We start from the raw sequence: 25,898 nt of genomic DNA, 5'->3' as shown, positions 1-25,898 counted from the left end.
GCCAATGGAAGCCGGCAGGAAAGCCGGATCTCTTCTTTGCCAGAATTGGAGGAGCTTGGAGTTTATGACCGACAATCTTTCGACGTACCGTGCAAAGCGCAATTTCAAGAAGACCGGGGAACCGAGTGGCGAAGCTCAAGTCAAGCCGTCGAACCGCCGGCGATTCGTGATCCAGAAGCACGATGCTACCAGTCTCCACTATGACCTTCGGCTTGAACTCGACGGCGTCTTCAAATCCTGGGCCGTGACGAAGGGGCCTTCGCTCAATCCGCACGACAAGCGGCTGGCCGTGGAGGTCGAAGATCATCCGCTGGACTATGGAGACTTCGAAGGCACGATCCCGAAAGGGCAATATGGCGGCGGTACGGTCATGTTGTGGGACCGTGGCTATTGGGAACCGGAGGGCAGCAAGTCGCCAGAAGAGGCTCTGAGGAAGGGCGACTTCAAATTCACCCTGGAAGGCAAGCGCCTCCATGGGAGTTTCGTCCTCGTTCGCATGCGGCACGACCGGGATGGCGGCAAACGGACCAACTGGCTGTTGATCAAGCATCATGACGACTTTTCGGTCGAGGAGAACGGCGCCGCTGTCCTTGAAGAAAACGCTACGTCGGTGGCGTCCGCCAGGACGATAGAGGCAATCGCATCCGGAAAAGGCAGGAAGCCGAGGCCATTCATGCTGCAGAATGCCGAGGTCGAGGCGGATGCAGTATGGGACAGCAGTCACGGTCTTGCCGCCGAGGGACGCAACACAAGGACCAAGATCGCGAAAAAGCCGGCCGCCACCAAGCGGACGAAATCCGCCATGCCGGATTTCATCCCGCCGCAACTGTGCGAAACCCTGGCTCGCCCGCCATCAGCCGACGGTTGGATCCATGAGATCAAGTTCGACGGCTATCGCATTCAGATGCGAATTGAGGATGGTAAGGTGACGTTGAAAACCCGCAAAGGCCTGGATTGGACAGGCAAGTACCCGGCCATTGCCAGGTCGGCTTCCGCTCTTCCAGATGCCATTATTGATGGAGAAATCTGCGCACTCGACGAAAACGGCGCCCCGGATTTCGCCGCTCTGCAAGCCGCGCTGTCGGAAGGAAAGACCGACGCTCTGGTCTACTTCGCGTTCGACCTCCTTTTCGTCGGGGACGAAGACGTGCGCGAGCTCCCGCTCACCGAACGAAAGGAACGGCTTGCGGCGCTCTTGTCGGGCGCCGGCGAAGATCCGCGTCTGCGCTTCGTCGAGCATTTCGAAACCGGTGGCGATGCCGTTCTCAGATCTGCCTGTCGTTTGTCGCTGGAAGGGATTGTCTCCAAGCGGGGCGATGTGCCGTACCAATCGGGCCGCACGGAGACCTGGGCGAAGTCGAAATGCCGGGCAGGGCACGAAGTCGTCATCGGCGCCTACGCAAAAACCAATGGCAAGTTCCGATCGTTGCTCGTCGGCGTCAATCGCGGCGACCACTTCGTCTATGTCGGGCGCGTCGGCACGGGCTATGGCGCCAAGACCGTCGAGACGTTGCTCCCCAAACTGCGGGAGATGGAAACATCTAAATCGCCGTTCACGGGGATAGGCGCGCCGAAGAAAACTTCCGATATCGTTTGGCTGAAACCAGAACTCGTTGCCGAGATCGAGTTTGCTGGCTGGACGGCCGATGGCCAGGTGCGTCAGGCGGCCTTCAAGGGCTTGCGGGAAGATAAGCCGGCCGCAGAGGTCGAGGCCGAGAAGCCGGCCTCACCCGCCAAAACCGAGGTGCCCGACCCCGAGACGTCGAAACCTGCGCCAAAGCCCTTTCGCAAGGGCGGGAAGGTGGAGGTGATGGGCGTGATGATTTCCAGTCCGGACAAGCCGCTATGGCCGGGTGCCGGTGATGGGGAGCCGGTGAACAAGGTTGATCTGGCGCGCTATTATGAAGCCGTCGGCTCCTGGTTGATCGACCACATCAAGGGGCGACCTTGTTCCATTATCCGCATACCCGACGGCACTGGGGGAGAACAGTTCTTTCAGCGACACGCCATGCCGGGAACATCGAACCTGCTGGAACTGGTTACGGTTCTTGGCGACAAGAAACCATACCTACAGATCGATCGGGTCGAAGGTCTTGCTGCGATCGCCCAGATCGGCGGTGTCGAGCTACACCCGTGGAACTGTGAGCCTGGTCAGCCGGAGGTGCCCGGCCGTCTGGTGTTCGACCTCGATCCCGGTCCCGATGTCAAATTCTCCACCATCGTCGAAGCTGCCCGCGAAATTCGCGACCGGCTGGACGACCTCGGGCTCGTCAGCTTCTGCAAGACGACGGGTGGCAAGGGACTGCACGTGGTGACGCCGCTTGCCGTGCCGAAAGGCAAGAAACTCAGCTGGGACATAGCGAAGGGCTTCGCCCATGACGTCTGCGAGCAGATGGCACGTGACAATCCGGGTCTCTACCTGATCAAGATGGCCAAGAACCAGCGTGAAGGGCGCATCTTCCTCGACTACCTGCGCAACGATCGTATGGCGACGGCTGTCGCACCTTTGTCTCCACGGGCGCGGCCGGGCGCCACGGTGTCGATGCCGCTGACATGGACCCAGGTCAAAGCGGACCTTGATCCAAAGAGATTTACGGTTCGCACAGTTCCTGGGCTGCTTGCGACAAGCTCGGCATGGCAGGATTATTGCGACGGTCAACGGCCGCTTGAACAGGCTATCAAGCGCCTCGGGAAGTCCAGACAGGTAGCTTGAGCGTTCGTGGCGGCCTGGCGACTGAACAGGATTTCGAATTCGTGCGGCAAGGCACCATGGAAAAGGAACAGAACGAAGCCACCTCAACTGAGCCGCGCGTTGGCGCAACGACAGACTTGCCTCACGATCGGATTACCGTGCAGCGCTTTCGTGAGTCTTTCCCGCGTGCACGCTGGAGTGACACCTTAAATGCCTGGTTTGTGCCCGGCCGGACCGCCGAGAGGCGAATTGGACGCTGGCGCGCCGAGATGGAAGCGGAGGCGGACGCTTTTGCCGACGAAAAGGGCAGGGATGCTTTCGCATTCGATCCAATCGAAAGCCGCTATCTCGAAGCGACGCCTTCGGCCTTTCAAATCCGGACACCCTACTCGCGCACTGTCGTGAACGAAATACGAGAAATCCCGTTCGCGCGCTGGGACGCGGATCGCCGGCTGTGGACTGTCCCTTACCGATCATACGACGAACTCCGCCGACGATGGTCCGCAATCGAGGCGGCAGCCGCGCGCAACGAACCCGAGGTTAGGAAAGCGCGCCGCGAGGCCACTAAGGGCACGGAGGAAGAGGAGATATCGAAGGCGAAATTGAAGGAGCGTAGGCGAAAACGCTATCCTGTTCCCGCTGACGATGTCCCGCCGTTCGAGCGTGCGGTCGGTACGCATGCCGGTGTCGTTATCTTCATCGGCACGGATGCCGAGCTGGCAAACCCCGCGACTGTCAGTGCGTTCTATTTTCCTGCAGGGCAGAATGAGGAGCATGTATGGGCGCGGTGGCGGCTCGGTTCTTTGGAGGAGCTGGTGACGACCTGGCCGGCACGAATGCGATCTGGAGAGGAAGAACTCATTCGAGGTTGGTGGTTCCCGGATCTGGAAGAATTGCGAACCGCGCGGCAAAAGGCCAGATCAAGACGGCGCGCCCAGCAGCGCAAGGAAGAAAAGCATGGCAAGTAAGTGGTGATAGCTGGGAGAGAAGCGCCCCGATTGGGCAGGCGGCAGATGCTGAACGAGCTTGAAAAGCTTCGAGCTCGCCGCAGATCTACCCGCGTGAAATGGTCAGGCTACCGTCCGGTCGGGGCATCCCGTTCGGCCACCGTTGAAACGGGGTTTTGGAAAATCTCGGCTGGTTCGGCAAGCGACTCACACCGGAAATGTGCGCGGATGAGCGTGTTGGCGATCAGGCCCTTAGCATGTGGGCGAATGAGAACGGCGGGCATCCGTCGGAACAGAATAGTCCGGGCAAGGGCCGCGACCTTTTCCATTTTATGCCGTCCCGCAGCCTATCGCTTAGTCTCGACTAAGAGTAGCCATTTCAATTGTCTCGATCAGATCTGTGGGTGGCGAAGGCTTTGACAGCCATACGCCGATGCGAGGGCTGGCTCCCGGTCGGCGACAGCGATGACGTCGCGGAGTAGACCATAAATGGGACGTTTCTCTTTACTAACATCTGAGCATTCCGTCTCGCAGGCGCGGATCGACGATGGCGAATACAGGGCTGCTTCGGTTGAGCCAGGCTTCCGCGTCTGCGCAGGATGAGATGGTTCGAATTTCTTGAAAGCCCACATTGCCGAGAGCGTCTTCAACGTCGAGCGCTATTAATGGCTCGTCTTCTAGCAGTAGGACAACCCGACCGCCACCTCTCCCAAATACCGCACGAAAGTACTAATGACACGCGTTGCCGAAATGAGGAGCGCGCTTGAAACAAGATCAACGTCGACGAAAATCACTTCTCGCCAACCCTTTGGAGGTCCAGGCATTTTGCGTTGGCATTGACGCTGGAAGGAATAGCACCGGACGAAGCCTCTTCTGTCCAAGATAATCTAGATCGATCGGCGTTCTCAACGCGTTGCGCCGAAGACCCAGGCGAGGGCGGCGACGACCGCCACTGCTGTTAATGGTTGCTTGCGGATCCGATCTTCGATTTCACGAACCGCGCTCCAACCATCAGCCTTGGCAGTACGTGCCGTCTTCGAAACTAGCGGTGAGCCGAACGCCGCCTGCTGCCGCATCGCGCTGTTGGCCGCCTCGGCATCGACCCGCACGACCGAAACCGCACTACGCGTGGCCGAAATCGGGTCGGACGCGGGAAAAGTGCCCTCGAGCCCGGTATCGAGCTCGCTCATTCGGGCGCGGGTCCGCTGCTCCTTTTGTTCCTTACGCATGGACTGGACCGCAGGCGATTGTTTGGACGTCGGCATAAATGTTTCCTCCATAACGTTTAGGTGGTCAGGGTAGCGATCGCGAAAGACGGCCCCTGCCGATGGGGGCGCAGATTTGCCGGTTTCGGAAACCGACTTTCTTGGTTGTATGGCCATGGGACGGCCAGGCAATCGAGGAAGATCGCAGTACGCTGAACTTCGCATAGCCGCCCTCATGATCAGAGCCGTACCTCCTTACCAGGGTAAGCCGTCCCGATCGCGCTGACGACCAGTAGTTTTGCCGCCAATGCGATAAGACCCAGTGGTAAAGGATGGATAAGTCTTCCGGCCACAAAGGCCGCACCAGCTGCCGCCGAAAGCTTCAGCCATGGATGTGAACCCATCTGCGCATGCGCGCAGCCATCAACCCATTCAACTTTGGCGTCAACGACCCTCGCCGCCTGAATGAGGATTGTGTTGACGCGCGCTCGGACAATCGCAATGTCGGTCTCGAGAGCTTGCAAACGCATTTCCAGTTCTTCAAGAGCGTGAGGCTCGTCTACGACATCAGCACCCTCCTCAAAAGAACGGTATTCGTCGAGAATTGTCGGTGCGCCGGCAATTTTGTTGCCTCCAATGCTGTCAGATTCGATATCGTTCGGGTTCATTGTGAATTCCTCAACATCTGGAGGGGTCTCGCACGACATATGGTGGCTCATCGCCAGGGATTGTCACGAAGTCTCCCGGCATCGATCAGCTAGCAAGGAACTCGTGCAGACCAACAATGTTCCGCCAATGCAAGAGTGCCCTTGCCCGCCGCCCACGAAGTCTGGCGATCGGTGGTGTAGAGCAAGCGCGATACAGAACAGAAATTGGGTTACGTTTGCAACAGCGTAGCCCGGCGCATATCAGCGAAGAAGATTTTCCAGGCCGCTGTGATCCTCTACCGTACATCCATTTCTTTTGTTAGCTCGTTGATCGATGGGGCTCGTCGTTTCGCTGCCATCAGCAGATCCAATTCGATTGATGAGGGTCCGAACCGGACGAACAGGCTTTTGGCCGTTTCCGCCGTAAGTCCATACTTTTTCTGAAATTCTGCCAGAGAATAGGGAATACCGCGTATCGGCCGACGCCGCTTGCAAAGCTGCGCTTCCATCTGTAACCATCCCGTTTGTTTCACTCATCTAATGGATGGCCACATAGAAAGTTCCGTTCACCGCAGTGTTAAAAGTCTCCCTTTGAGGATGTGAACCGAACGTTTTTGGCCGCATGACATCACTGGTTGCTTGGCAGGGACGATACCATCGACAAAAGTAGCGAATTCAGGTCCTTCTCCCGCTCACAGTCCTCTCGAGCCGATCGATCCAATCATGCTTTTGAGAGTTTTTCTTGAAGGCAACATGGAAGAGCATGATGGACATCGATCCTCCAGTCGTCATTGGGGCCGGTCTCGGGTTGATGGCACCAACGCTTACATCCAGCTCTTTGGTGAGCGTCAAAAAGCGCGCTCAGGCATTGCAACTGGGTCTTCAATTCGGCGCGGAAAACGGCACCGTTCTGGGCATGGCGCTCGTCGGTTCGCTGGTGGTTCGTTCCGACGCCTTCGTCACTGGCGCGCATGCCGCGCTGATCATTTCAGCGTGTCTTCTTTTGGCGGCAGGGGTAGCTATTCTGTAGTGGTCACGTTTGGCTCTTGCAAGCGAACCGGCCGTGCTGACATTCCAGAAATTGGGCTTGTCGCTTCTGTAGCGTCGACCAAAAATCGTCCTCACCGCAACTTGTAGAAAACAGAAAACCGGGACCCTCCCATTCCAGGCCGGTTAATGCCCCGGTGGGATACACAACGACCCGCCTGGTAGTGCGATCCACCCGGCACAAGGCTAGAGTCAAGTGCAATGCAAGGTAGAAACTGCGAGCCCAAGCTCAGCTTTCTGCTATGCGTCCGGCGGTATATGGGACTCCACGCCAATAGTTCGCAGATTGTTGCGAACTTCGACGACGCCGGGCACGGACAGGACGAATACTTCAATGTCTCGGAACATTGACCTCGTTTCGACGCTGCCGTCCAATGTCACGATGCCGTTGTTGGCATGCACATCGATGCTGTCGGCATCGATCTCGTCGTCCTGATCGAGCCATTCGGTAATTGCCGCTTCCAATTCATCGCTGCCGATGCGATCCGTTGATAGAGGGCCGGCGGTGTGCGCGGAGTTTTCCTCAAGGCTCGTCGCGTTGGCTGCGTCTACGATGAGATACGTGTCGGCCTCTTCGTCGAAATTCGGCGGGTTGGCGCCATATCCCCGATTTTCCGTATTGGCCGAGCCGAGCCCACCTTCGTCAGGATACGGCCAGCCATCACGTTTGTCGCGGTCTTGATAATCGCGATAATCCTCTTCCCGTGACAGATTTTTCGATTTTCGAGACTGCGTCATGATTATCTCCTTTGTTCTGATCAGTTAAACAAAGGAGCCCCGATTTTGTTTCAATCATATCTGTCACGTGATGGCCAAATGGATGAATGATCAAGACCTGACATCCGACCTTCCAGGCTGGCGCGCGGTCCACTCATCTACCCATTCTGCGCCCCTTGCGCGAAACTTGCTCATTTGTTCGTGCGCTCGAGCAGGATACGCATTTCGTCGAAGCGCCGCTTCCGGTCGGCATCGGCATCGCTTGCGGAATAGCAGACCTGGGACACGCAGAACCGCGTGAGATGGTAAGGTGGGTCGGACTTATCGAATTCACATTCGAAGCTGTCGATCATATCTGACTTGCTGGTTCCAGGTCGGGTGGAGTACGTCAAACGAGCTCCGGGCGGCTTCAATTCTGGAAAGGATTGGATGATTCCGACGTTGAGATGATCCGTCAAAAGGAAATTCTTGGCGACGACCTGGCATATGTTTTCGAGCTGAGGTGATTGAGCCTCTGCCACGGCTGGCGGCAACAGGAGGGTGGCCGCCACGATCAACGTCTTCAATGCTTTTTCTCCGATGTTCGGGAGTTCGGTCATTCTCTGGCGGGGCCAAAAATCACTGCTAGTGCCTTGAATAGTACCCATGGATGATGGCCTTTCCGCAGTTCTAAAATGACTGCATATCGACGTTGAGCGCGCATTTTATAGTCTTTTCAAATGTCTGCTGTTGGAGCAGCTGTGCCGGTGATTGCGTTCAATGGTAATTGATGAGCGTCACCACTCCCGGAGATTCGCCTATGAACCGATGAAAGAACGATCCAACGTTCTTTCGGTTCCGGAGAAGCGGACGAAGACCGGGTTCTTTTCGCCCTTCCGCTGGAACAGATCGGCCGATGATCTCGTCAGAGGTGTCGCCATCAGGACATCCCTCCAAATACAGCATGTCTGCGCCAGTCGTCCGCGGAGTGAGCGAAAGCTTTTGGGGTCGGCGAGCACAATCGGAACAATGCTCCACAAATTGAGTTAGTCACGAGGCAACGGCACCAAGCAAGAGAAGTTGCGAAACACGTTCAATCCTTGCGGTGCGCGAATTGCCAATTGGGTCACGGGGAATTATGGCTACTGACAAACATGAACAAATCCGCCGCCGCGCTCACGAAATCTGGGAGAACGAGGGTCGCCCCGATGGCGCTGCGTTGCGCCATTGGCTGCAAGCCTGCGATGAACTGGAGGAGGACAATGAGCACGAGACATTGCAAGACCTGCTAGATGCGGACGATCATGACGCTGAAGCCCTTCTTCATGCCTCCGGCGAAGCGTCGTCAAACCGGACGCGTAAAAAGACCGCAGGGCATTGATCGTCATGCAACATCTTGACCACGCGATCCAAATCGCACTCGAGGCCCATGAGGGACAGGTCGACAAGACAGGCCGGCCGTTCTTTGAGCATTGTCAGCGGATCGCGCTTGTCGTTTCCGGCAGTGAAGCTCGGACGGTCGCATATCTTCATGACGTCGTCGAGAAGGGAAGAGGTTGGACGCTCGACCGCCTGAGGGAAGAAGGCTTTCCGCCAACGATTGTGTCGGCTGTAGATGCAATGACGCGACGGATGGGGGAAACAGATGATGAGTTCGTGAGACGGGCAGCATCAAATCCGCTTGCGCTGCCCGTCAAGCGAGCGGATCTCGAAGATAATTTGTGGCAGGCAGAGCAGACCGGCATGAACCCTGAGAAATATCAACGGGGGCTAGATATCCTGTTCGGCGTGATAAACGGCTAAACGGCGCCTTCGCCCGCCTAAAGCACCCGGCAGCCCATACCTCAACGAAGGCGGGTTCCGTTGGAAAACATCGCCGGGCTCCATATTCGCGGACGTGAAGAGCTTCTCGCGGACGATGCCTGGCGAGTGCGAAAAGATGCGCGGTTGCTGACTGCCGACGATCGAAGAACATTGCGATGCGCCACGCGGCCAACAGAGCGAAGCTCGGCCCCATCAGCGTCAACCAGAGCTAGGTGCCACACTTTCCTCACCAGCCTCTGGCAGCGTGCCTACGCCCGGTGTCTTTGTCTCGTCGATCAGATGTTCGGATGTTCCGCCGAACTTGCTGGCTTTTTCTCGTTTTGTGCCTCAATTGCCTGTTGCGCCTTCTTGTCTTCTTTCGCCATTCCTCTGATCCTTCCTATTCGTATCCCCTATTGGCCATCATCGATTTTCGTCTTCAGGCCGGTTCGTCTATCTCGATCATGACGGGGGCGTGGTCGCTGGTGTGGTCCCAGCTTCTCGGATCTCGATAGACGTTGGCTGACCGTAAGAACGGCGCAATGGCGGGACTTAGGAGAAGATGGTCGATACGCAGTCCGGCATCGCGCTCAAAGGAATTCCGCCAGTATTTCCAAAAGGTATATATCCGCTCGTCCGGATGAAGATGCCGGATCGCATCTGTCCAGCCCTGTGCGACGAGGCCCGCATAGGCCTGACGTACTTCTGGGCGGAACAGTGCGTCGTCCCGCCAGCGCTCCGGGGCATAGACATCCATATCCGTCGGCATGACATTGAAGTCACCCACGAGCAGCGCGGGAACCTCAAGCTCGAGCAGGTCCGCGGCGTAGTCATGCAGGCGTCGGAACCAGGCGAGCTTATAGTCGAATTTCGGGCCGGGTGCGGGGTTGCCATTCGGCAGGTAAAGGCAACCCACGAGCAAACCATTGACGGCCGCCTCGATATACCGGCTGTGGGTGTCTTCCGGATCGCCTGGAAGCCCACGCCGCGTGAAAACAGGCACCGTGCCCTTGGCGAGGATTGCCACACCGTTCCAGTTCTTTTGGCCGTGCCAGATCGCGCCGTAGCCGGCGCGCTCGAGCTCGCGATGAGGAAACCTGTTATCAGGTGCCTTGAGTTCCTGAAGGCATGCAACGTCCGGGATATCCTCTTCCAACCACCGAAGCAGAACCGCTAGACGCCCATTGATGCCGTTGACGTTATAGGTGGCTATCTTCAGCATGTTTTCCTCGTGCGTGACGCAGGGCCGTCGCATCCGCAGGTCCGTGTTGCGCGGCCCGCACTCGACAAGAAAAGGCGAGCGGGTGGCAATTTGTTCCGAGCGAAGGCACATCGCCGCGCCGGTACAAAGTAAGCGTCAACCGATAAGCCCTGCAGCGCTGCTATCACGAATTGCCGGTGCCGAGAGCAGATTGGACAGCTGCTACCAAGGAAGCCATCGAGTAGGGTTTAGTAAGCCATGCGATCGGCTGTGCCGGAGCGGCGCGAGCGCGGATCTCCAGATCCGAATGGGCCGTTGAGAAAATCGAGCGGAGGCCATATGTTTTAAACAGTTCGAGCGCGGTATCGACCCCGTCCAACGTTCCGGGGAGACGAACGTCCATCACCACCAGCGTAGGAGTTTCCCCGCCAGCAATTTGCAAGGCCTCTTCGGAGGAGCTTGCCAGCGTTACCTCGAAGCCGGCTGTTCTCAAAGCTTCCTCCATTTGGATTGAGATCAGGAAATCGTCTTCAACGATCATAATCCGGGTCGGCACGCCGGGGCTGCGATCGAGGGCCGGCTTGTCGACCCACTGTTTTGCCGGCAGTTTCTCGTGCGCGGGCATCAGGATGAGATCCAGCATGCAACGATGATGGGGTCCGAAGCCGTCGAATAAGCTTTCAGGAAAAATAAATGCTGCATCGTGTCCTCGGTTCAGTTGTGACAGAAAACTGACCACGCAACTGTCGTGCGAGGCCTTGAACCAGCTTCAATCCGGACGAACGGTGTCGAACAGATTCCCAGTCAAAGCCGGGACCATCGTCTTCCACAAAAAGGCAAATCTTGCCATCTGCCCTCAGGAGGCCCGCCTCAAGTGTTCTTTCGCGCGCGTTGCCACCGTATTTCAGGGCATTCGTCAGAAGTTCGTTCAATATGAGGGCGAGCGGCATTGCCGTATCGTTCGCCAGTACCGTATCATCGATCGAATATCGAATGGTGACCTGTCCTGGGAACGTCTGACGTGCGGTTTCGCAGACTGACTCTAGAAGTTCTCTGGCGGAAAAATGCGCGGCGTCCGTCGTGCTGTAAAGAACCTGCTGCGCCGCAGCCATTGCGGCAATTCGCTTGCTGGCATCGCGAAGAATTTCGCGCGCTTCGGTATTATCCGTCTTGCGACTTGCCAAGCTCACCAACGACTGGAGCATCTGCATATTATTTTTGACACGATGGTTCAGCTCGTTGAACAGCAAGCGTATCTGTGTTTCCGCCTCTTTTCGTTCGCTGATGTCGACCAGCATATTGATCCCACCGATGACGGCGCCCGTTTCGTCGCGCAATGGTGTGGGGTGAGGGATGAAAGGTATCCGCGTCCCATCCGGCCTTTCCGCGACGGCCTCCACCCCCCGCACGATACGACCCTCTTTCACCGCAATCGCCATTGGGCATTGGTCATGGGGCAGCGGCGTGCCGTCGGGCCAATAGAGTTTCGAACTCACGCACCATTCGTCAGAGCCGATTATGGGGATGCGGCCTGCAAGTTCAACGGCTGCTTCGTTGTAGTAGGTGATCTTGCCGTTGGCGTCGGTGGTATAGATTGCTGCCGGTATCGCTGCGAGCAGATCTTTCATTTGCTGTTCGTTGCTTCGAAGCTTAGCCTCCGCAGCCTTGCGATCCGTGATGTCGCGCGCGATTTTCGAAGCACCGATAACCCTGCCGTGATCGTCCCGGATGGGCGAAATGGTCAACGAGATTTCCACCAGTGCGCCGTCCTTGCGTTGGCGCACCGTCTCAAAATGATCAACGCGCTCGCCACGGCGAATACGCCCGAGGATGAGGGGTTCTTCATCCAAGCGATCCGGCGGAATAATCATGGTGATCGGCTTGCCGATGGCTTCTTCCGGCGGATAGCCGAATAGACGCTCGGCACTGTCGTTCCACGACGTAATGATGCCGTTAAGATCTTTGCTCACGATCGCGTCATGGGACGACTCTACGATTGCGACAAGCTGGTTGGCGGCGCGTTCGGCTAGCTTACGCGCAGTTTCGTTGCGAACCCGCTCCACAGCAAATCCGAGTTGCCGGGCGACGGTCTGGGCCAGCCGAATCTGCGATTGGCTGAAGGCATGCGGAAGATCATAATAAGTCATGAACTTCCCCAAAAGGCGGCCTTGCGAGATGATCGGAATGAAGGCCAGTGCGCCAATCCCCTCACTGCGTATCGCATCCCTTAGTGGTCTAGGCAGATCCGCTCTCTCTATATCTTCGATTGTAATAGGCTCCGGATTGGTACTCTGCAAGGACCAGGGAGAATGACCCGCGACCGCTGACTGATAGGCGGGTGAAAGGCGACGTGAGGCGACAAAGTTCAACTCTCCTGTCTCGCTGAACAGTAAAACCGCAGAGCGGTCGCAACGGAGTGCTCGCCCAATCACACTCAGAGCGAGCTGGTAAACGTCATCAAGGGTCGCCGCGCGCTGAAGGCCATCGGTAAATTCATAGAGCGCAGACTGTTCTTCCACGTGGCGCAGGAGGGCGATTTCAGCTTCTTTACGAGCAGTCACGTCATGCTGAACACGCACGGCATATAGAAATCGACCCTCTACGTCCTTGACACTCTCCGAGGTCACCGCAATCCATAGTTTGGTACCATCGCGCCGAACGATGCGCTTCTCAATGGTATAGTGATCTATCTCTCCGCGCACCTGACGTCGGAATTCATGTTCGTCGATATCAGCGCTCTCCGCCAAGAACGGATCGAAGATCGAGCGATCCAGCAATTCGCTCGCAGGATAGCCGAGCAAATCTGCAAGGCATTCGTTAACGCGCCGAAGTTTACCATCTGCGTTGACTTCGGCGAGGCCGATGCCTGCGTGATCGAAGGTGGCGACGAGGCGCTGCTCCTGGCGCTTAACGGTGTCCTCTGCCTGAATGCGCCGAGTAATATCGTGAAAGCAGCTGATGGCCCCATCGATTACCCCATTTTCGCCCTCCACAGGCTCGATGTGGACCATCACCGAGATCACAGACCCGTCAGGCCGCTCAAGTTTTCCCTCTAGCCCGTGAATTGCTTCTCCCGTCCGCAGCACGCCCGCCATGGGCGCTCTTGCGGGCGAAATCTGCCGGCCGTTCAAGTAGAACTTGTGGGAGCCGCAAAACCGGTCGTCGTCAGAACCGATCGCCGGTACCCGACCCCAGAGTGCTGCTGCCTGCTTGTTGAACCAAAGAATGCGGCCCCGGACATCGCAAGCATAAATTGCCAAAGGCAGGTTTTCGATCAGATCCGGCTTGGGCTGTAGTGGGAATTCAGACCGCAAGACATGAGGTAAAGCGGACTCCACTACAATATCATTACGCATATCAGGAACCTTCGCTTGAACCCGTCTTTGCTGAAACGGCGCGTCATGTGGAAAGTTCCATTAAGGACGCGTCGCTGGCTGACGTCTTCATCCAAATTCCGGATCTCGTCAGGATCGTGGGGACCAACAGCTCGGCAGGGAGGAAAACGCGATGGCACCTGCGTACCAAAGGCCACCGAACGTCAATCTCCCTGCGCCGAAAATGCATTCATAGCTCAGAGATCAACCTTGGCATTTTCTCCGATATCCGGCTTTGCACTCGATATCGCGGCAGCGACCATTTTGATGTAGCTGACGATCGTGCCCGAGCAGTCCCAAAACTCCGCAAAGGACGGGGTGACTTTCAAAACCCTGATCGCAGGGTCATTCGGGCTGTCCCACCATATCTTCGCGGGTGGCCCCCATAACTCGTCGATCCACCGCCGATCCTTAAGAATCTCGACTCGCCCGGAAACCGAGACATATTTCTGCCTTTTCGTGTCGGCGTAGGCCAGGCACACGTCGGGTCGCAACGCAATTTCCTCGTCCTTGTGAGCCTTAACATCGGTCAGGAAATAGATCGCGTTTTCTATGCGCTCAGCGTGAGCCGTCATCGGCCGCGCACGCAGCTCAGACCCATTTTGCGTGGCCAACATGCAAAAGCCGATTGTTTCGACGAGATCCCAAACGCGCGTCGCATCGTCCTGTTCGGTCATGTCGCTCTCCCGCTGTTAGAGATACCAAACCCCCAATGCCGTCTGGTTGTTCCCTTCCTCTGGGTTGCTGTCTTGAAGTCTCGCTACCTCGCTATCCGGTGATGTTACGTGGGCGGAAGGGGAGTGAAGGGCCGCGGCTGCGGGTCAGATCAACCTGCGGCTAGTCACGGTGTTCCGGCGCGCCGAAGTCCGATGCCGATTAGAAAGTGCGAACCTCCGTGGATGTCACGCTGGAAATCAGCAGGAACCGATCGGCACAAATCCCGAAAGTCGCCAGTCCGTCCGACAGTGGACAGGAACCTGACGAGGCCTTCGCGAGTTCTGCTTAATGATGTGATAGGAGAGATGAGATGCAGGTTACAGAGACACGCGTTGCGTTGAGCGATGGGTCGACAACGGTGGAATTCGTTAGCGAGGGATCCGAATTCGTTTCGTTCACCTTCAGTACCCCGAACGACGCCCTCGACGACTCAGGGGCGATCACCCACGCCAAGGCCCTTATGGTTCAGCTTGCCACTTTTGGCGACGAACAAGAAAGAGACGGTAGCGTCAACCGCTACGATGCTTTGAGCAACGGCAATTTTGATGAAGGAAGTAGGGCCCCGGAGCCTGTTCCCAGTGCTCGGTCCAGCAAGGACGCGGATGTTTTTGAAGAAGAACTCGAACAGGGGCTGGAGAATAGCTTTCCCGCCAGTGATCCTGCCTCCGCAACCGTGACAAGTATTCCCTCGAGGCGATCGGGCAACTGATGGCGAACCGTGTCGCACTGGTGACTGGCGCGGGTTCCGGGATCGGACGGGCCTCGGCCATACTCCTAGCCTCCAGGGGATATTCGGTTGGCGTTCTCGGTCACAACCAAGAAGAGATAATAGCCACGGCTGCCGCGATTGCGGAGAGTGGCGGAGCAGCCATTGCTCTGGCCGCGGACATAGCCCTCGAAAATCAGATGAGAGAAGCCGTTCGCGCGATTGTCAGACAATTTGGCCATCTTGACGCTGTTGTCGCCAATGCTGGGATTAACGGTGTGTGGGCTCCAATCGACGATCTGAAGCCGCACGAATGGGACCAGACTGTCAGGGTGAATCTAACGGGAACCTACCTGACACTTCACATCACGGTCCCGGAATTGAAGCGCAGCGGCGGCGGCTCGATCGTCGTCGTCTCGTCAATCAACGGTACGCGCACATTCACCACGCCCGGTGCGACGGCATATACCGCGACGAAGGCTGCACAGGTCGCCATTGTCCAGCAACTGTCGCTGGAACTTGCCCGCCACCATATCCGTATCAACGCTGTCTGCCCCGGCGAAATTGAAACCAACATTGAGGCCAATACCGCGTTGCGAGACGAGGCCGAAACTGCGATCCCCGTTATCTGGCCGGAGGGTCAGGTTCCCATTACAGGCGGCGCACCCGGCAAGAGCGAGGACGTTGCCGAAGTAATCGTTTTTCTCGTCTCCGACGCGGCGCGGCATGTCACCGGAACGCCGATATGGGTCGACGGCGGCCAGGGGCTGCTGCGCTGATGGACGCCATCAATTTGAACAGACAATTTGCCTGGGGGCCAATTCTTCATGACGACGGTAGCGCGAGTTTTCGCTTGTGGGCGCCGGCCCTCCGGGAATTGAGCCTCCGAATAGACGGCCAGGTTCTTGCGATGGAGCGGAATATCGAGGGCTGGTTCGAAACGCTTGTCGAGACGAAGACGGTCGGCACGCCATACGGATTCGTGCTTCCGGATGGAAGGATCGTGTCCGATCCAGCGTCGCGCCAGCAGGCGACGGATGTTAGTGGCCTATCGATCCTTGGCGATCCGCATTCATATCGCTGGCAAAATCGGGATTGGAAAGGCCGTCCTTGGGAAGAGACGATAATTTATGAGATCCACATCGGGACATTTACGCGCGAGGGAACTTTCCGGTCGGCAATCTCAAAGCTGGAACAGCTCGCGAGTGTAGGCATCACTGCCGTTGAGATCATGCCATTGGCCCAGTTCCCGGGCGGGCGTGGCTGGGGCTATGATGGTGTCCTTCACTATGCGCCCCACAATGCCTATGGCTTACCCGATGATTTCAAGGCATTTGTGGACGCGGCCCACGGCCATGGCCTGATGGTTTTCCTCGATGTGGTCTACAACCACTTCGGTCCGGAAGGCAACTTCCTCGCGGACTATGCTCCCGACTTTTTCCATAGCGACAACCCAACGCCATGGGGACCAAGGATCGCATTCGAACGGGATCCCGTGCGGCGCTACTTTCTCGACAATGTCGTCTACTGGTTGAGAGAATTTCGCGTCGACGGGCTGCGCTTTGACGCTATCGATCAGATTGACGATAGTAGTCCTCTTCACATCCTGGAAGAGATACCGGAGACGGCCCATGCGGCAATCGGCAATCGGCGCCTCCATCTGATCACGGAGAACCCGGCAAATGGTGCCGAGCTGATCGCGGACAGGGCGGGTGGCGGACGCCTCTACACGGCCGACTGGAACGACGATTTTCATCACGTCTTGCATGTCATCGTCACGGGCGAGAACCAGGGCTACTACGCGCCGTTCAGAGAACATCCCTGGGAGAAGCTTAGGAGGGCTATGGCCACCGGCTATCTCCGGCAGGGAAAGCACATTCTTGGCGACCGACGCGTGCTGACTGAGGCGTTATCTCCAACGGCATTCGTCCACTTTCTGCAGAACCATGATCAGGTCGGAAACCGGGCGCTTGGCAATCGTCTTCATACCATGGTCGACGAGCGTGCCCTTCGGGTACTCACCGAAATCCTTTTCCTGTCTCCACAGATCCCGCTTCTCTTCATGGGCGACGACCATCTAAGCTCGAAGCCCTTCCGTTTCTTTTCGGACTACCAGGGGGATCTCGCCGCGGCAATTCGGGAGAGCCGCCCGAAAGAGGCTGAAAACTTCGGCGGGCTGCCAGAAGGTATGCGTGTGAGTGATATCCCCGACCCCAGTGCTGCCGAGACTTTCCTGCAATGTAAGCTCGATTGGCAGGAGATCTCCGACGAAGGGCGCCGCGAATGGAGCGACTGGCTTCGACGCCTGATCGGCTTCCGGCGCGATCACATCGTTCCCCCCCTATTCCATGCCCGGGGATATGCCGGCTCGATTGTCACCGCGCCGGAGCGGTGTCTCTTTGTGGACTGGCGGTTCGTAGACGTTGTCCTGCATATGCGCGCAAACCTGTCGGAGGAGGACGTCATCTGTGACAGATCGGCTTCGGAGACGATTTATCCGTCCGAGCAGCGGACGGAATCTGGCTTGCCACCCTGGTCCGCGACCCTATTCATGACGAGGCTGTCAGAGCGGGAAGCCGTTAACGATGACGAGGTTCGTTAGATGAGCGACACCGAGATGATCAATGGATTTGAGCTTACCATGATCGATGTGGGACCGAGGTCTCTGCCCGTGGGTTACGGAGGCTCGGGGCCGCCGCTGCCGCTCACGGACATCCGCGCACGGCATATGACGTGGGGCCGCGTAGCTGATCTGCTGATTACATGCAGAATGGTCAATCGTTTGGGAATTCGTCATCCCTTGGTCGCGCCGGCCGTCAAGCCCCCCGACGAAGAGTTTCTGGAAGTAGAGAAAGAGAAAGGCGATCGGGACGGTCATGACAACCGATGCTGCCATGACCGCGCCTCAATCAGTGTTGAATTCGGTGGAGAACTGATACCGCGAACGATCTCCTCGGACTCGGCGCGCTGATCCAGGTCTGCGCCAGCCTGCCGAACAATTTCATCGCCTTCGAATACACGACCGGCGATCCCGACTGGTGGTGCGACATCGTGGAGGGCCTGCCCCAGACGATCGTGAGGAGCGGCTTCGTCGATATCATCGAGCGGCCGGGCATGGGCGTCGATCTCGTGCCGGAGAAGGCGAAACGCTATCTTGCGGAAGACGATCGCGATTTCTTCGACTGACGCGAATGTCTCGGCGGCAGTGGCTCGTCAAACTGCGCAATCGGGAAACGAGGCTGAAATCCGATTGACATTGCTGTTTTACGATTCCTATAGTTGGTCCGTTATGAACTAGAGGAAGTTCATATAAAAACTGGTTGGCGGCGTTTCAGAGGAGTGAAGCGCTTGCAGCCAAAGGAGGAGGCTCATGGGAATCCGATGGAGCCGCGTCACCCCGCATTTGGCCGTTGCGCCTGCGGCCCTGCTGACGCTTGTCTTTTTCATTGGGGCAATCGGCTGGACCGTCTATCTATCATTCACGGCCAGCCGCCGCTTTCCGGACTATGAACTGATCGGTTTGAAACAATATTGGCGGCTGTTTCATGATTCATCATGGCTGCTGTCCCTGCAAAATCTGGTGATCTTCGCCCTTGGCAGCCTGCTGTCGATCGTCGTCGGCTTCATCCTTGCGGCGCTGATCGATAAGGAGGTGCACGGCGAGGGCTTATTCAGAACCATCTTCCTTTACCCCTTGGCGGTTTCGCTGATCGTGACCGGCCTGGTGTGGCGATGGCTGTTCAATCCCAGCCTCGGTATCGAGAACGTTCTTCATTCGCTTGGCTGGCAAAGCGCATCCTTCAACTGGCTCGCAAGCCAGGACACGGTCATGTTCGGCGTCATCCTTGCCGCCGTCTGGCAATCGACCGGCTTCTTCATGGCGCTGATGCTGTCCGGACTGAAATCGATTAACACCGAGATCTGGCAGGCCGCGCGTCTAGACGGCGTACCCTTCTGGCGCCTCTACATCGAGGTGATCATTCCGATGATGAAGCTCACCTTCCTGACCTGCATCATCTTGCTCTGCATCGGCGTGGTGAAGGCCTATGACATCATCGTCGCCATGACCAACGCCGGCCCGGGCGGCGCGTCCGTCATGCCTGCCTATTTTGTCATCGACGCCTACTGGCAGAAGCAGAACCTCGGTTTCGCCTCGGCGGGCGCGACCGTGATGCTGCTGACCACGCTCGTTCTTTTCCTGCCGCTCGTCATCGTCACGGCTATCAGGCAGAGGAATGCGACATGACGGCGATACCCCTGACATCGCAATCCGCTAACCAGGTGAAAGCCCGTCGTCGCCCGTTCATTCGGCCGCATCGCGTGGTGGTCTTCGTCTTCCTGCTGATGGCCGCCGCCTTCTTCGCGGTGCCGCTCTACGTCATCGTGGTGACGTCGTTCAAGACGATGGACCAAATTCGGCTCGGGCAGATCTTCTCCCTGCCCTCACCCTGGACGACCGATGCCTGGACCTACGCCTGGACGCAAGCCTGCTCCGGCATGAACTGCAACGGTGTGCGGGTGGGTTTCGTCAATTCGCTCTATATTCTTGCGCCGAGCCTCGTGCTGACGATTTCGCTCTCGATCATCACCGGCTACGGGCTTGCGCTCTGGAACGTCAAATGGGCGAACGGCTTCCTGTTTGTGCTCTTCATCTGCGCCTTCGTGCCCTTCCAGATCATCATGTATCCGCTGATCAAGATTGCCGGGACGCTGCATATATACGGCACGACCTTCGGCATCGCGGTCATTCACAGCGTCCTGTCGCTGCCCTTCCTGACCCTGATCTTCCGCAACTACTTCCGAGGAATGCCGCCGCAGATCATCGCGGCGGCGATGATCGACTCAGGCTCGTTCTGGCGGATCTTCTTCGAAATCGTGCTGCCGATGTCCGGCAACATCATGATCGTCGTGCTGATTCTGATGATCACCGGCATCTGGAACGACTTCCTGGTCGGCCTGACCTTTGGCGCGCAGGATACGCAGCCGATGACAGTCGTGCTCAACAACATCACGGTTACGACCACCGGCGCCAAGAATTATGCCGTCGACATGGCGTCGGCGCTGCTGACCGCGCTGCCGCCGCTCGTCATCTATTTCGTCCTCGGTAAATTCTTCGTGCAGGGCATCACGGCCGGCGCCATCAAGGGATAGAGGCATGCCATCCATCGCATTCAACAATATCGTCAAGAAATTCGGCGCGCTCACCGTTATCGAGAACCTCAATATGAGCATCGGCGACGGTGATTTCCTCGTGCTCCTCGGCCCATCGGGCTGCGGAAAGACCACTCTCCTCAATCTGCTGGCCGGGCTACTGGAAATCGATGGCGGCGAGATCCTGATCGGCGAGCGCGACGTCAGCTATCTCGACCCCAAGGATCGCGGCCTCGCGATGGTGTTCCAGTCCTACGCGCTCTATCCGACCAAGACCGTGCGCGGGAATATGAACTTTGGGCTCTCGTCCCGCGGCATCACCAAGGCGGAAGCGGAGCAACGCATCGCCTGGGCGGCAAAGCTGCTGCAGATCGAGCATCTGCTCGACCGCAAGCCTTCCCAGCTCTCCGGCGGCCAGCGCCAGCGCGTTGCCATCGGCCGGGCGCTGGTCAAGCAATACGGCGTCTGCCTGTTCGACGAACCGCTCTCCAACCTCGACGCGAAGCTGCGCAACGAGATGCGGATCGAGATCAAAAAGCTGCACAACCAGCTGAACAACACCGTCGTCTACGTGACGCATGACCAGATCGAGGCCATGACCATGGCGACGAAGATCGCGGTCATGAACAAGGGCGTCATCCAGCAGTTCGGCACGCCCGATGAAATCTACAACGAGCCCGCCAACCTGTTCGTCGCCGACTTCGTCGGTTCTCCGGCAATGAACGTGCTCGACTGCACAGTTCGGAGAAACGGCAGCGGGCTGGTGGCCGTGGAGGACAAGGGCAGCGCCGAGATCAACCTCGGCCACTATAACTGGAAGGGACAGGCGGCGGAGAGCGGCGCGGTCAAGGTTGGATTCCGCGCAGAAGAACTTTTGACGGAAGAACGAGGTGATGCGGGCGCGACCATTCGCTTCGATTGCCCGGTCGAATATTTCGAAAAATCGGGCGCCGATGCCTTCGCTTTTCTGACCATGTCCGGAAAGAGCATCGCCGTCCGCGTCGATGGACGCGATGCGAATCGCTATCGCGGCAGACAGAGTCTGCCCGTCTATCTGCCGCTCGATAAGCTTAATGTCTTCGATGCGCCGACCGGCCGGCGGCTCTAGCCAGAATTCAAAAGGCCGGGTTTCAAAAGGGAGGAATGACGCATGAGGAAATGGAAATTTCTGGCGGGGGTAGCGCTGCTGCTTGCAGCCACCACACTTGCAGGCAATGCGCGGGCGGACGATATCGTTGTTTATCACACATGGTCGAAACCTTCCGAAATCGCTGCACTCGGCGTGTTGCGTGATGCCTGGGCCAAGGACGGACACCAATGGAAGGATCTTTCGATCGCCCATGATTCCGGGGCCAATGTCAGCCTGATGAACATGATCACGGGCGGCAATCCACCTGCGATTTTCATGAACTCCGATCCCGGCATCTATCGCGATTTGAACAAGCAGAATCTCGGCATGCCGCTGACCAAGCTCTTCAACAGCATTGGAGCCACCAAAAACTTTCCGCCTTCGGTGCTGAACAACATTACTGTCGACGGTGAGATCATGAAAGCGCCGGCGACGGTGCACATCGACGGCATGATCTATTACAACAAGCATGTCGCCGATGCGGTCGGCATCGATCCGAAATCCTGGAAGTCGCTCGATGACCTGTTCGCCGCCTTCGACAAGGTGAAGGCCGCGGGCTATATCCCAATCGCTCAAGGCGGCGATCAATTCCAGAAGGCATATCTGCTGCAGGCACTTATCGCGGCTGAGGAGGGCCCTGATATCTACAACCGCTTCTACGGCGAAAAGCCCGACAAGAGCGTGCTCGACACACCCGAAATGCGCGCCGCGCTGAAGCGATTTCGACAGATCGCCAATCACACAGATCCGGGATCGCCGAACCGTCAGTGGAACGATACGACCAATCTGGTCATCACCGGCAAGGCGCTGCTGCAGATCCACGGCGACTGGATGAAGGGCGAGTTCCTGGCGGCGAACAAGAAACTCGGCACTGATTTCGATTGCATGAACATTCCCGGTACCAGGGCCGTCGTCGTGACCGTCGATTCCTGGGGGTTTCTCAACACCGGCAATGCGGAAACTGCCAAGGCACAGGAAGACTTTGCCAAGCTTGATGTCGATCCAAAACTGAACGCGGAATTCGTCCTGAAGAAGGGCGCAAGTCCGGTTCGAACCGACGCCGACACGACCAATCTCGATGCCTGCAACAAGCTCGTACTCGATACGCTTAAGGACCCGAACAAGCAGGTATCGAACCCCTTCAACACGGCCGACGCCGATTGGTACCGGACGATCTGGGAAGAGGCCGACAAGTATTGGAGCGATCCGAAGCGCACTGACGACGACTTCATCCATGCCATGCAGGATGCCTACGACCACATCTTCTGAGCTAAGCGCAAAAAAGCCGAGGCCGCCAGGCTAGGCGGCCTCGGGACCCATAGTAACGGTTAGAGGCCGGTCAAACGGTTTCCGCCCGCAGCTTTTCAATTGCCTTCAGCTGGATGCAATGGGGCGCCATTTCCATTACCTCGATCTGCGTGCCGTCGGGATCTTCGATCCATCCGCCGCGATTGCCATCAATCCCGCGTTTGGTCTGGCGCGGCTGGCTCGGTTGAATGCCAGCTTCTGCAAGCTCCGCGAACGTCTTGTCGATATCGTCGACCGTGAGGCAGATATGGAAGATGCCAATCACATCCGGTCCGGTTTGCGGCCGTTTTACGCCCTTTGGGAAAAGTTCGAGATACTGGTCGTCATTGATCCTGAGATAGACGATCCACGCCTCTCCCTGATCATTCAGCAGGCGCGTCATTTCGCGAAAACCAAGCTTTTTGTAGAAAGAAAGCGACTTGTCGAGATCGCTCACGCGCAGGGCGATATGCCCGAGATGTCTGAACAGATCCATGGCTCAGGCCTGTCCATTGATGCGGCGGATGGCGGCCGTCTGCATGGCGTCGGCGCCGAGCTGCATCAGCTCGATCCGGTTGCCTTCGGGGTCGGCGATCCAGGCCTGGTAGTTATGATCGACGCCAAGCTTCTTTTCGGCCGTCAGGGTAACGCCGCGACCGGTAATTTCCGCGATAGCCGCATCGATATCATCGACTTCAAGGCAGAGATGGTTGTAGCCGACATTAGCAAACGGCGGCGCGCTGTCGCCGACGCCCTCGGGAAAGAGTTCGATGAACTGCGTATCGGTAATGCGCAGATAGACGATCCAGAGACGGTTATCACGCTCCAGCCTGAACATTTCATCGAAGCCGAGTTTGTTGACGTAGAAATCCATCGAACGTTCGATGTCCTTCACGCTCACGGCAACATGCCCGATCGCTTTCACATTTTTCATTTTTCTTCCTCCTCCTTGAAATCCTCCGGAAGCGCGGCTTTTCAAAGAGCGCCTTGCTCCAGAGCAGCATCAGGCAACGATAGAATAGCTTGAGTATTCCGTTGCCTTGTTTACATTTGAACCGGATGAAGTTCATTTGCGAATTTATCGAAACTTTCGCTCCAGAGTCAACCGAAGCGAGCTACAATTGCGCCAAAGGCATGCATTGCTTATTGAACGCAGAGCATCCCCTCATCAGGCCAACAGGGTTCCGAATGCACGAGATCAGTGAAGACGCCGCCCAGAAGTATCGCATCCCGGTCATCGAACAGATGGTCGAGGTCTTCGCGCTATTGGAGCGCACCCCCGAGGGTGCGACGATCCGTGATGTGGTCAAGGCGGTGAAGCTTTCGCGGACGACGGTCTATCGAATGTTAAACACACTGAGCGCTCACGACTTCGTCCATCGTTCTCCCACTGGCAGTTATACACTTGGCCGGCGGCTCCTGACACTTGCCGCCCACGTCGCTCCGTCTGTGGCAAGCTACGACTTGCTGGCGATTTCACAGCCGTATCTGAATAGAATTTCGGAGGTGACAGGGGAGGGCAGCAAGCTCACAGTTCCCTCAGGTGACAATGTTCTGGTGGTCGCTGCTGCCCAGGGCCGCGGTCAGTACGCGCTGACTGCGTCGGCAGGCCAGCGGCTTCCCTTCCATGCTGGGGCTGCCGGCAAGGTCCTGCTTGCTTTCGCAGCGCAGGAGGATATTGCTCGCCAGCTGACAAAGCTCGAGAGTTTCACCAGCTTCACGATTTCCGACCCTCACCGGATGCTAAAAGAACTAGAGAACATTCGTGCCGCCGGATGGGCGCGGGATATGGGCGAGCAAATGTCCGGCGTTCATGCCATCGCCGCCCCGATCCGCGATTATCAAGAGAAGGTCGTCGCGGCGGTCAGCGTACCCTTCGTTGCTGGCGTCAATGAACGGCGAATTGAGGAAATCAGGCGCGTTGTGCTTTCGACAGCGGACGCAATCACGAGGGAGATCGCGCAGGCGAAACCAGCGGTCGTTTCGGTTGAGGCAGCCGCTGTCAACCCCAGCCTGCATCGCAAGACGGCGAAGAGGAATTAAAAGCGCTTCGGCGAGATCCGAGCCTCTCCTCTATCTGCCTGCGAATATCGTTGGCGAGTGGATGGAGCGCTTCAGCGGGTAACGAACCACAGGGCTGTAGCCCATCCGTTTTATGACCAGGCGCATTAGCGGCCGCGCTGGAGTGACATGAGGTGGTCGTCAAGCTGTCGCGCATGCGATATCACGTTATCTCGTCAACGACGAGAGAGGGTGTGGTTTTGTGAAATCAGGCCAGCGTGCCGATCACGGCCTTCCTGTCAGACATTCGAACACGCTCCAATAGCATTGCTGCACGGACCAAATTTCAACATTTTGCATCTATGCGGCCCGGATCGAAAATAGCTTGATTGGTCCAGCATACCGCATAAGCGCAACGCGTCCCCTCGACGGGCTTGCGGCAGTCAACCTTTCGAGCCTCACGGCGGAGTTCTAACTCGCTCATAGTTATGTGCCCCTCGGCAGAGAAGGTAGCATGAAACCGCTGCTAATTAGAAATATGGCAAATGACTGGGCCATATAGGAAAACGCGATGGCAAACGCTCTCTACACGCGACTGCAGGCCACGGCAAAGCGCCAGATTGAGATTTCTGGCCAAAGCGGTAGAGGGCGGCGAAGGTCCCGAAATGGCATACACTGCCAAGCTCGTGCCGACGACGTGCGAGCAGCGCTGTGTCGACGGCACCACGATCCTCGCCGTGAGAGGCACATCTACAGTTCATCAGTCGGGATCGCCATCGTGCCTCAGGTCGGTGACATCGTTTCAGCAGGCGGCGTGGACGACCACATCGTTGCCGACGCTGACAACTATGATGGCGTGACCAGTACTATTTTCATCGTTCATAAAATATAAGTTGAAACATATGAGCGGAGTACTCCCTCTTGGATGGTTGTCGCGGCGTCTATTGTGGCGACAATTAATAAGAATGATCTATTAATGCCGTGGCCGACAAGGCGGACATTCATAATCACATGGCGCCACGGAGATAGCGCCGGCGCCCGCCCGTTCCATATTCCCGCCTCGCATGCCAGAGCGACACTGCCGTGATGTGAAAACATGTCCGTGTTCTCTTAGGGAGTTAATTTTTAGACGGCACGTTTACAAGCCTAGTAATTGAGCAATAGGGTATTGCCGGAAGCTTCGCTTGAGGCTCAGACTGCCCCATTTCAGTAGGCATTTTCGTGGCATCCTCATCCTCAAATCTTACCGATGGCCTTCTTATCAACGCTCTTAATGAGGTGCTGGTACGCTGGGG

General features: G+C 57.2%; 24 protein-coding genes and 3 pseudogenes. 15 read left to right on the top strand and 12 right to left on the bottom strand.

Going from position 1 to position 25,898, the window contains the following annotated elements:
- Positions 1-64 precede the first annotated feature (64 nt).
- Both ligD and AB8B29_RS26095 read left to right on the top strand, forming a co-directional pair.
- Positions 65-2,713, top strand: coding sequence for a DNA ligase D (ligD, locus tag AB8B29_RS26100; protein ID WP_037190956.1), 2,649 nt, complete (start codon positions 65-67; stop codon positions 2,711-2,713).
- A gap of 56 nt (positions 2,714-2,769) precedes the next feature.
- Complete coding sequence (locus tag AB8B29_RS26095; protein WP_037191925.1) at positions 2,770-3,660, top strand: hypothetical protein; 891 nt, start codon at positions 2,770-2,772, stop codon at positions 3,658-3,660.
- 209 nt (positions 3,661-3,869) lie between these two features.
- Here AB8B29_RS26095 and AB8B29_RS26090 read toward each other — a convergent pair.
- The 4 genes and pseudogenes from AB8B29_RS26090 to AB8B29_RS26075 all read right to left on the bottom strand — a co-directional run.
- Positions 3,870-3,971 (bottom strand): annotated as a pseudogene (locus tag AB8B29_RS26090) (Ku protein); the annotation flags it as partial.
- Positions 3,972-4,544: 573 nt separating this feature from the next.
- The gene (locus tag AB8B29_RS26085) at positions 4,545-4,904 is read right to left on the bottom strand and encodes a hypothetical protein (RefSeq protein ID WP_037190952.1); all 360 of its coding nucleotides are present in this window, start codon (positions 4,902-4,904) and stop codon (positions 4,545-4,547) included.
- A gap of 179 nt (positions 4,905-5,083) precedes the next feature.
- Entirely contained in the window at positions 5,084-5,512 is a 429-nt protein-coding gene (locus AB8B29_RS26080) for a hypothetical protein (RefSeq protein WP_156143612.1), read from the bottom strand.
- A gap of 275 nt (positions 5,513-5,787) precedes the next feature.
- Complete coding sequence (locus tag AB8B29_RS26075) at positions 5,788-6,000, bottom strand: hypothetical protein (RefSeq protein ID WP_037190950.1); 213 nt, start codon at positions 5,998-6,000, stop codon at positions 5,788-5,790.
- A 254-nt stretch (positions 6,001-6,254) separates the two neighbouring features.
- On the opposite strand from AB8B29_RS26075, the gene AB8B29_RS26070 reads away from it, so the two are divergent.
- On the top strand, positions 6,255-6,521 hold the full coding sequence (locus AB8B29_RS26070; protein WP_113108969.1) for a hypothetical protein: 267 nt from the start codon (positions 6,255-6,257) through the stop codon (positions 6,519-6,521).
- A gap of 257 nt (positions 6,522-6,778) precedes the next feature.
- Here AB8B29_RS26070 and AB8B29_RS26065 read toward each other — a convergent pair whose 3' ends face one another.
- A complete protein-coding gene (locus tag AB8B29_RS26065) occupies positions 6,779-7,276 on the bottom strand; it encodes a BON domain-containing protein (RefSeq protein ID WP_037190946.1) in 498 nt (165 codons plus the stop codon).
- Positions 7,277-7,446: 170 nt separating this feature from the next.
- Entirely contained in the window at positions 7,447-7,902 is a 456-nt protein-coding gene (locus AB8B29_RS26060) for a hypothetical protein (protein ID WP_439006807.1), read from the bottom strand.
- A gap of 470 nt (positions 7,903-8,372) precedes the next feature.
- Here AB8B29_RS26060 and AB8B29_RS26055 point away from each other — a divergent pair.
- Both AB8B29_RS26055 and AB8B29_RS26050 read left to right on the top strand, forming a co-directional pair.
- Positions 8,373-8,576, top strand: a pseudogene (locus tag AB8B29_RS26055) (DUF2934 domain-containing protein); the annotation flags it as partial.
- A gap of 44 nt (positions 8,577-8,620) precedes the next feature.
- Positions 8,621-9,037: an HD domain-containing protein gene (locus AB8B29_RS26050; protein ID WP_037190945.1), complete on the top strand. Its 417-nt coding sequence runs from the start codon at positions 8,621-8,623 to the stop codon at positions 9,035-9,037.
- Between the two features lie 439 nt (positions 9,038-9,476).
- On the opposite strand, the gene xth is transcribed toward AB8B29_RS26050, so the two are convergent.
- The 4 genes from xth to AB8B29_RS26030 all read right to left on the bottom strand — a co-directional run bounded on the left by xth (position 9,477) and on the right by AB8B29_RS26030 (position 14,289).
- Positions 9,477-10,256, bottom strand: coding sequence for an exodeoxyribonuclease III (gene xth, locus AB8B29_RS26045; RefSeq protein ID WP_037191916.1), 780 nt, complete (start codon positions 10,254-10,256; stop codon positions 9,477-9,479).
- Between the two features lie 166 nt (positions 10,257-10,422).
- Positions 10,423-10,881 (bottom strand): response regulator, encoded by a 459-nt coding sequence (locus AB8B29_RS26040; protein WP_051963189.1) that lies wholly within the window; start codon positions 10,879-10,881, stop codon positions 10,423-10,425.
- Positions 10,882-10,918: 37 nt separating this feature from the next.
- Entirely contained in the window at positions 10,919-13,594 is a 2,676-nt protein-coding gene (locus AB8B29_RS26035; protein WP_081938660.1) for a PAS domain S-box protein, read from the bottom strand.
- Between the two features lie 215 nt (positions 13,595-13,809).
- The gene (locus tag AB8B29_RS26030) at positions 13,810-14,289 is read right to left on the bottom strand and encodes a pyridoxamine 5'-phosphate oxidase family protein (RefSeq protein WP_037190943.1); all 480 of its coding nucleotides are present in this window, start codon (positions 14,287-14,289) and stop codon (positions 13,810-13,812) included.
- 350 nt (positions 14,290-14,639) lie between these two features.
- On the opposite strand from AB8B29_RS26030, the gene AB8B29_RS26025 reads away from it, so the two are divergent.
- The 9 genes and pseudogenes from AB8B29_RS26025 to AB8B29_RS25985 all read left to right on the top strand — a co-directional run bounded on the left by AB8B29_RS26025 (position 14,640) and on the right by AB8B29_RS25985 (position 22,584).
- On the top strand, positions 14,640-15,038 hold the full coding sequence (locus AB8B29_RS26025; protein WP_439006806.1) for a hypothetical protein: 399 nt from the start codon (positions 14,640-14,642) through the stop codon (positions 15,036-15,038).
- The gene (locus tag AB8B29_RS26020) at positions 15,038-15,814 is read left to right on the top strand and encodes an SDR family oxidoreductase (RefSeq protein ID WP_037190939.1); all 777 of its coding nucleotides are present in this window, start codon (positions 15,038-15,040) and stop codon (positions 15,812-15,814) included. The genes AB8B29_RS26025 and AB8B29_RS26020 overlap by 1 nt, the downstream gene beginning before the upstream one ends.
- A complete protein-coding gene (treZ, locus tag AB8B29_RS26015; protein WP_439006805.1) occupies positions 15,781-17,637 on the top strand; it encodes a malto-oligosyltrehalose trehalohydrolase in 1,857 nt (618 codons plus the stop codon). The genes AB8B29_RS26020 and treZ overlap by 34 nt, the downstream gene beginning before the upstream one ends.
- The gene (locus tag AB8B29_RS26010; protein WP_037190937.1) at positions 17,638-18,006 is read left to right on the top strand and encodes a hypothetical protein; all 369 of its coding nucleotides are present in this window, start codon (positions 17,638-17,640) and stop codon (positions 18,004-18,006) included.
- Positions 17,973-18,221: pseudogene (locus AB8B29_RS26005) on the top strand (mandelate racemase/muconate lactonizing enzyme family protein); the annotation flags it as partial. The gene AB8B29_RS26010 and the pseudogene AB8B29_RS26005, both read left to right, overlap by 34 nt.
- Positions 18,222-18,405: 184 nt before the next feature.
- Complete coding sequence (locus AB8B29_RS26000; RefSeq protein WP_037190935.1) at positions 18,406-19,281, top strand: carbohydrate ABC transporter permease; 876 nt, start codon at positions 18,406-18,408, stop codon at positions 19,279-19,281.
- Entirely contained in the window at positions 19,278-20,186 is a 909-nt protein-coding gene (locus tag AB8B29_RS25995) for a carbohydrate ABC transporter permease (RefSeq protein ID WP_051963186.1), read from the top strand. The genes AB8B29_RS26000 and AB8B29_RS25995 overlap by 4 nt, the downstream gene beginning before the upstream one ends.
- Positions 20,187-20,190: 4 nt before the next feature.
- Complete coding sequence (locus AB8B29_RS25990; RefSeq protein WP_037190933.1) at positions 20,191-21,294, top strand: ABC transporter ATP-binding protein; 1,104 nt, start codon at positions 20,191-20,193, stop codon at positions 21,292-21,294.
- 42 nt (positions 21,295-21,336) lie between these two features.
- Positions 21,337-22,584 carry an ABC transporter substrate-binding protein gene (locus tag AB8B29_RS25985; RefSeq protein WP_037190931.1) on the top strand — a complete coding sequence of 416 codons (1,248 nt, stop codon included), beginning with the start codon at positions 21,337-21,339 and terminating at the stop codon, positions 22,582-22,584.
- A 70-nt stretch (positions 22,585-22,654) separates the two neighbouring features.
- On the opposite strand, the gene AB8B29_RS25980 is transcribed toward AB8B29_RS25985, so the two are convergent.
- Positions 22,655-23,098, bottom strand: a complete 444-nt coding sequence (locus AB8B29_RS25980; RefSeq protein WP_037190929.1) for a VOC family protein — start codon at positions 23,096-23,098, stop codon at positions 22,655-22,657.
- A gap of 3 nt (positions 23,099-23,101) precedes the next feature.
- Entirely contained in the window at positions 23,102-23,536 is a 435-nt protein-coding gene (locus AB8B29_RS25975) for a VOC family protein (RefSeq protein WP_037190926.1), read from the bottom strand.
- Between the two features lie 89 nt (positions 23,537-23,625).
- On the opposite strand from AB8B29_RS25975, the gene AB8B29_RS25970 reads away from it, so the two are divergent.
- Positions 23,626-24,645 (top strand): IclR family transcriptional regulator, encoded by a 1,020-nt coding sequence (locus AB8B29_RS25970; RefSeq protein WP_439006804.1) that lies wholly within the window; start codon positions 23,626-23,628, stop codon positions 24,643-24,645.
- Positions 24,646-25,898 lie beyond the last annotated feature (1,253 nt).

It is taken from the genome of Rhizobium sp. 11_C7_N12_5 (assembly GCF_051811145.1).
GTDB classification, from domain to species: domain Bacteria; phylum Pseudomonadota; class Alphaproteobacteria; order Rhizobiales; family Rhizobiaceae; genus Rhizobium; species Rhizobium lusitanum.
This window is presented reverse-complemented; position numbering and strand designations above follow the sequence as displayed.

Bases quoted from the DNA above. Each gene is read 5' to 3' on its own strand.
- ligD (WP_037190956.1), top strand. From the start codon at position 65: ATGACCGACAATCTTTCGACGTACCGTGCAAAGCGCAATTTCAAGAAG.
- AB8B29_RS26095 (WP_037191925.1), top strand. From the start codon at position 2,770: ATGGAAAAGGAACAGAACGAAGCCACCTCAACTGAGCCGCGCGTTGGC.
- AB8B29_RS26085 (WP_037190952.1), bottom strand. From the start codon at position 4,904: ATGCCGACGTCCAAACAATCGCCTGCGGTCCAGTCCATGCGTAAGGAA.
- AB8B29_RS26080 (WP_156143612.1), bottom strand. From the start codon at position 5,512: ATGAACCCGAACGATATCGAATCTGACAGCATTGGAGGCAACAAAATT.
- AB8B29_RS26075 (WP_037190950.1), bottom strand. From the start codon at position 6,000: ATGGAAGCGCAGCTTTGCAAGCGGCGTCGGCCGATACGCGGTATTCCC.
- AB8B29_RS26070 (WP_113108969.1), top strand. From the start codon at position 6,255: ATGATGGACATCGATCCTCCAGTCGTCATTGGGGCCGGTCTCGGGTTG.
- AB8B29_RS26065 (WP_037190946.1), bottom strand. From the start codon at position 7,276: ATGACGCAGTCTCGAAAATCGAAAAATCTGTCACGGGAAGAGGATTAT.
- AB8B29_RS26060 (WP_439006807.1), bottom strand. From the start codon at position 7,902: ATGGGTACTATTCAAGGCACTAGCAGTGATTTTTGGCCCCGCCAGAGA.
- AB8B29_RS26050 (WP_037190945.1), top strand. From the start codon at position 8,621: ATGCAACATCTTGACCACGCGATCCAAATCGCACTCGAGGCCCATGAG.
- AB8B29_RS26040 (WP_051963189.1), bottom strand. From the start codon at position 10,881: ATGCTGGATCTCATCCTGATGCCCGCGCACGAGAAACTGCCGGCAAAA.
- AB8B29_RS26035 (WP_081938660.1), bottom strand. From the start codon at position 13,594: ATGCGTAATGATATTGTAGTGGAGTCCGCTTTACCTCATGTCTTGCGG.
- AB8B29_RS26030 (WP_037190943.1), bottom strand. From the start codon at position 14,289: ATGACCGAACAGGACGATGCGACGCGCGTTTGGGATCTCGTCGAAACA.
- AB8B29_RS26025 (WP_439006806.1), top strand. From the start codon at position 14,640: ATGCAGGTTACAGAGACACGCGTTGCGTTGAGCGATGGGTCGACAACG.
- AB8B29_RS26020 (WP_037190939.1), top strand. From the start codon at position 15,038: ATGGCGAACCGTGTCGCACTGGTGACTGGCGCGGGTTCCGGGATCGGA.
- treZ (WP_439006805.1), top strand. From the start codon at position 15,781: ATGGGTCGACGGCGGCCAGGGGCTGCTGCGCTGATGGACGCCATCAAT.
- AB8B29_RS26010 (WP_037190937.1), top strand. From the start codon at position 17,638: ATGAGCGACACCGAGATGATCAATGGATTTGAGCTTACCATGATCGAT.
- AB8B29_RS26000 (WP_037190935.1), top strand. From the start codon at position 18,406: ATGGGAATCCGATGGAGCCGCGTCACCCCGCATTTGGCCGTTGCGCCT.
- AB8B29_RS25995 (WP_051963186.1), top strand. From the start codon at position 19,278: ATGACGGCGATACCCCTGACATCGCAATCCGCTAACCAGGTGAAAGCC.
- AB8B29_RS25990 (WP_037190933.1), top strand. From the start codon at position 20,191: ATGCCATCCATCGCATTCAACAATATCGTCAAGAAATTCGGCGCGCTC.
- AB8B29_RS25985 (WP_037190931.1), top strand. From the start codon at position 21,337: ATGAGGAAATGGAAATTTCTGGCGGGGGTAGCGCTGCTGCTTGCAGCC.
- AB8B29_RS25980 (WP_037190929.1), bottom strand. From the start codon at position 23,098: ATGGATCTGTTCAGACATCTCGGGCATATCGCCCTGCGCGTGAGCGAT.
- AB8B29_RS25975 (WP_037190926.1), bottom strand. From the start codon at position 23,536: ATGAAAAATGTGAAAGCGATCGGGCATGTTGCCGTGAGCGTGAAGGAC.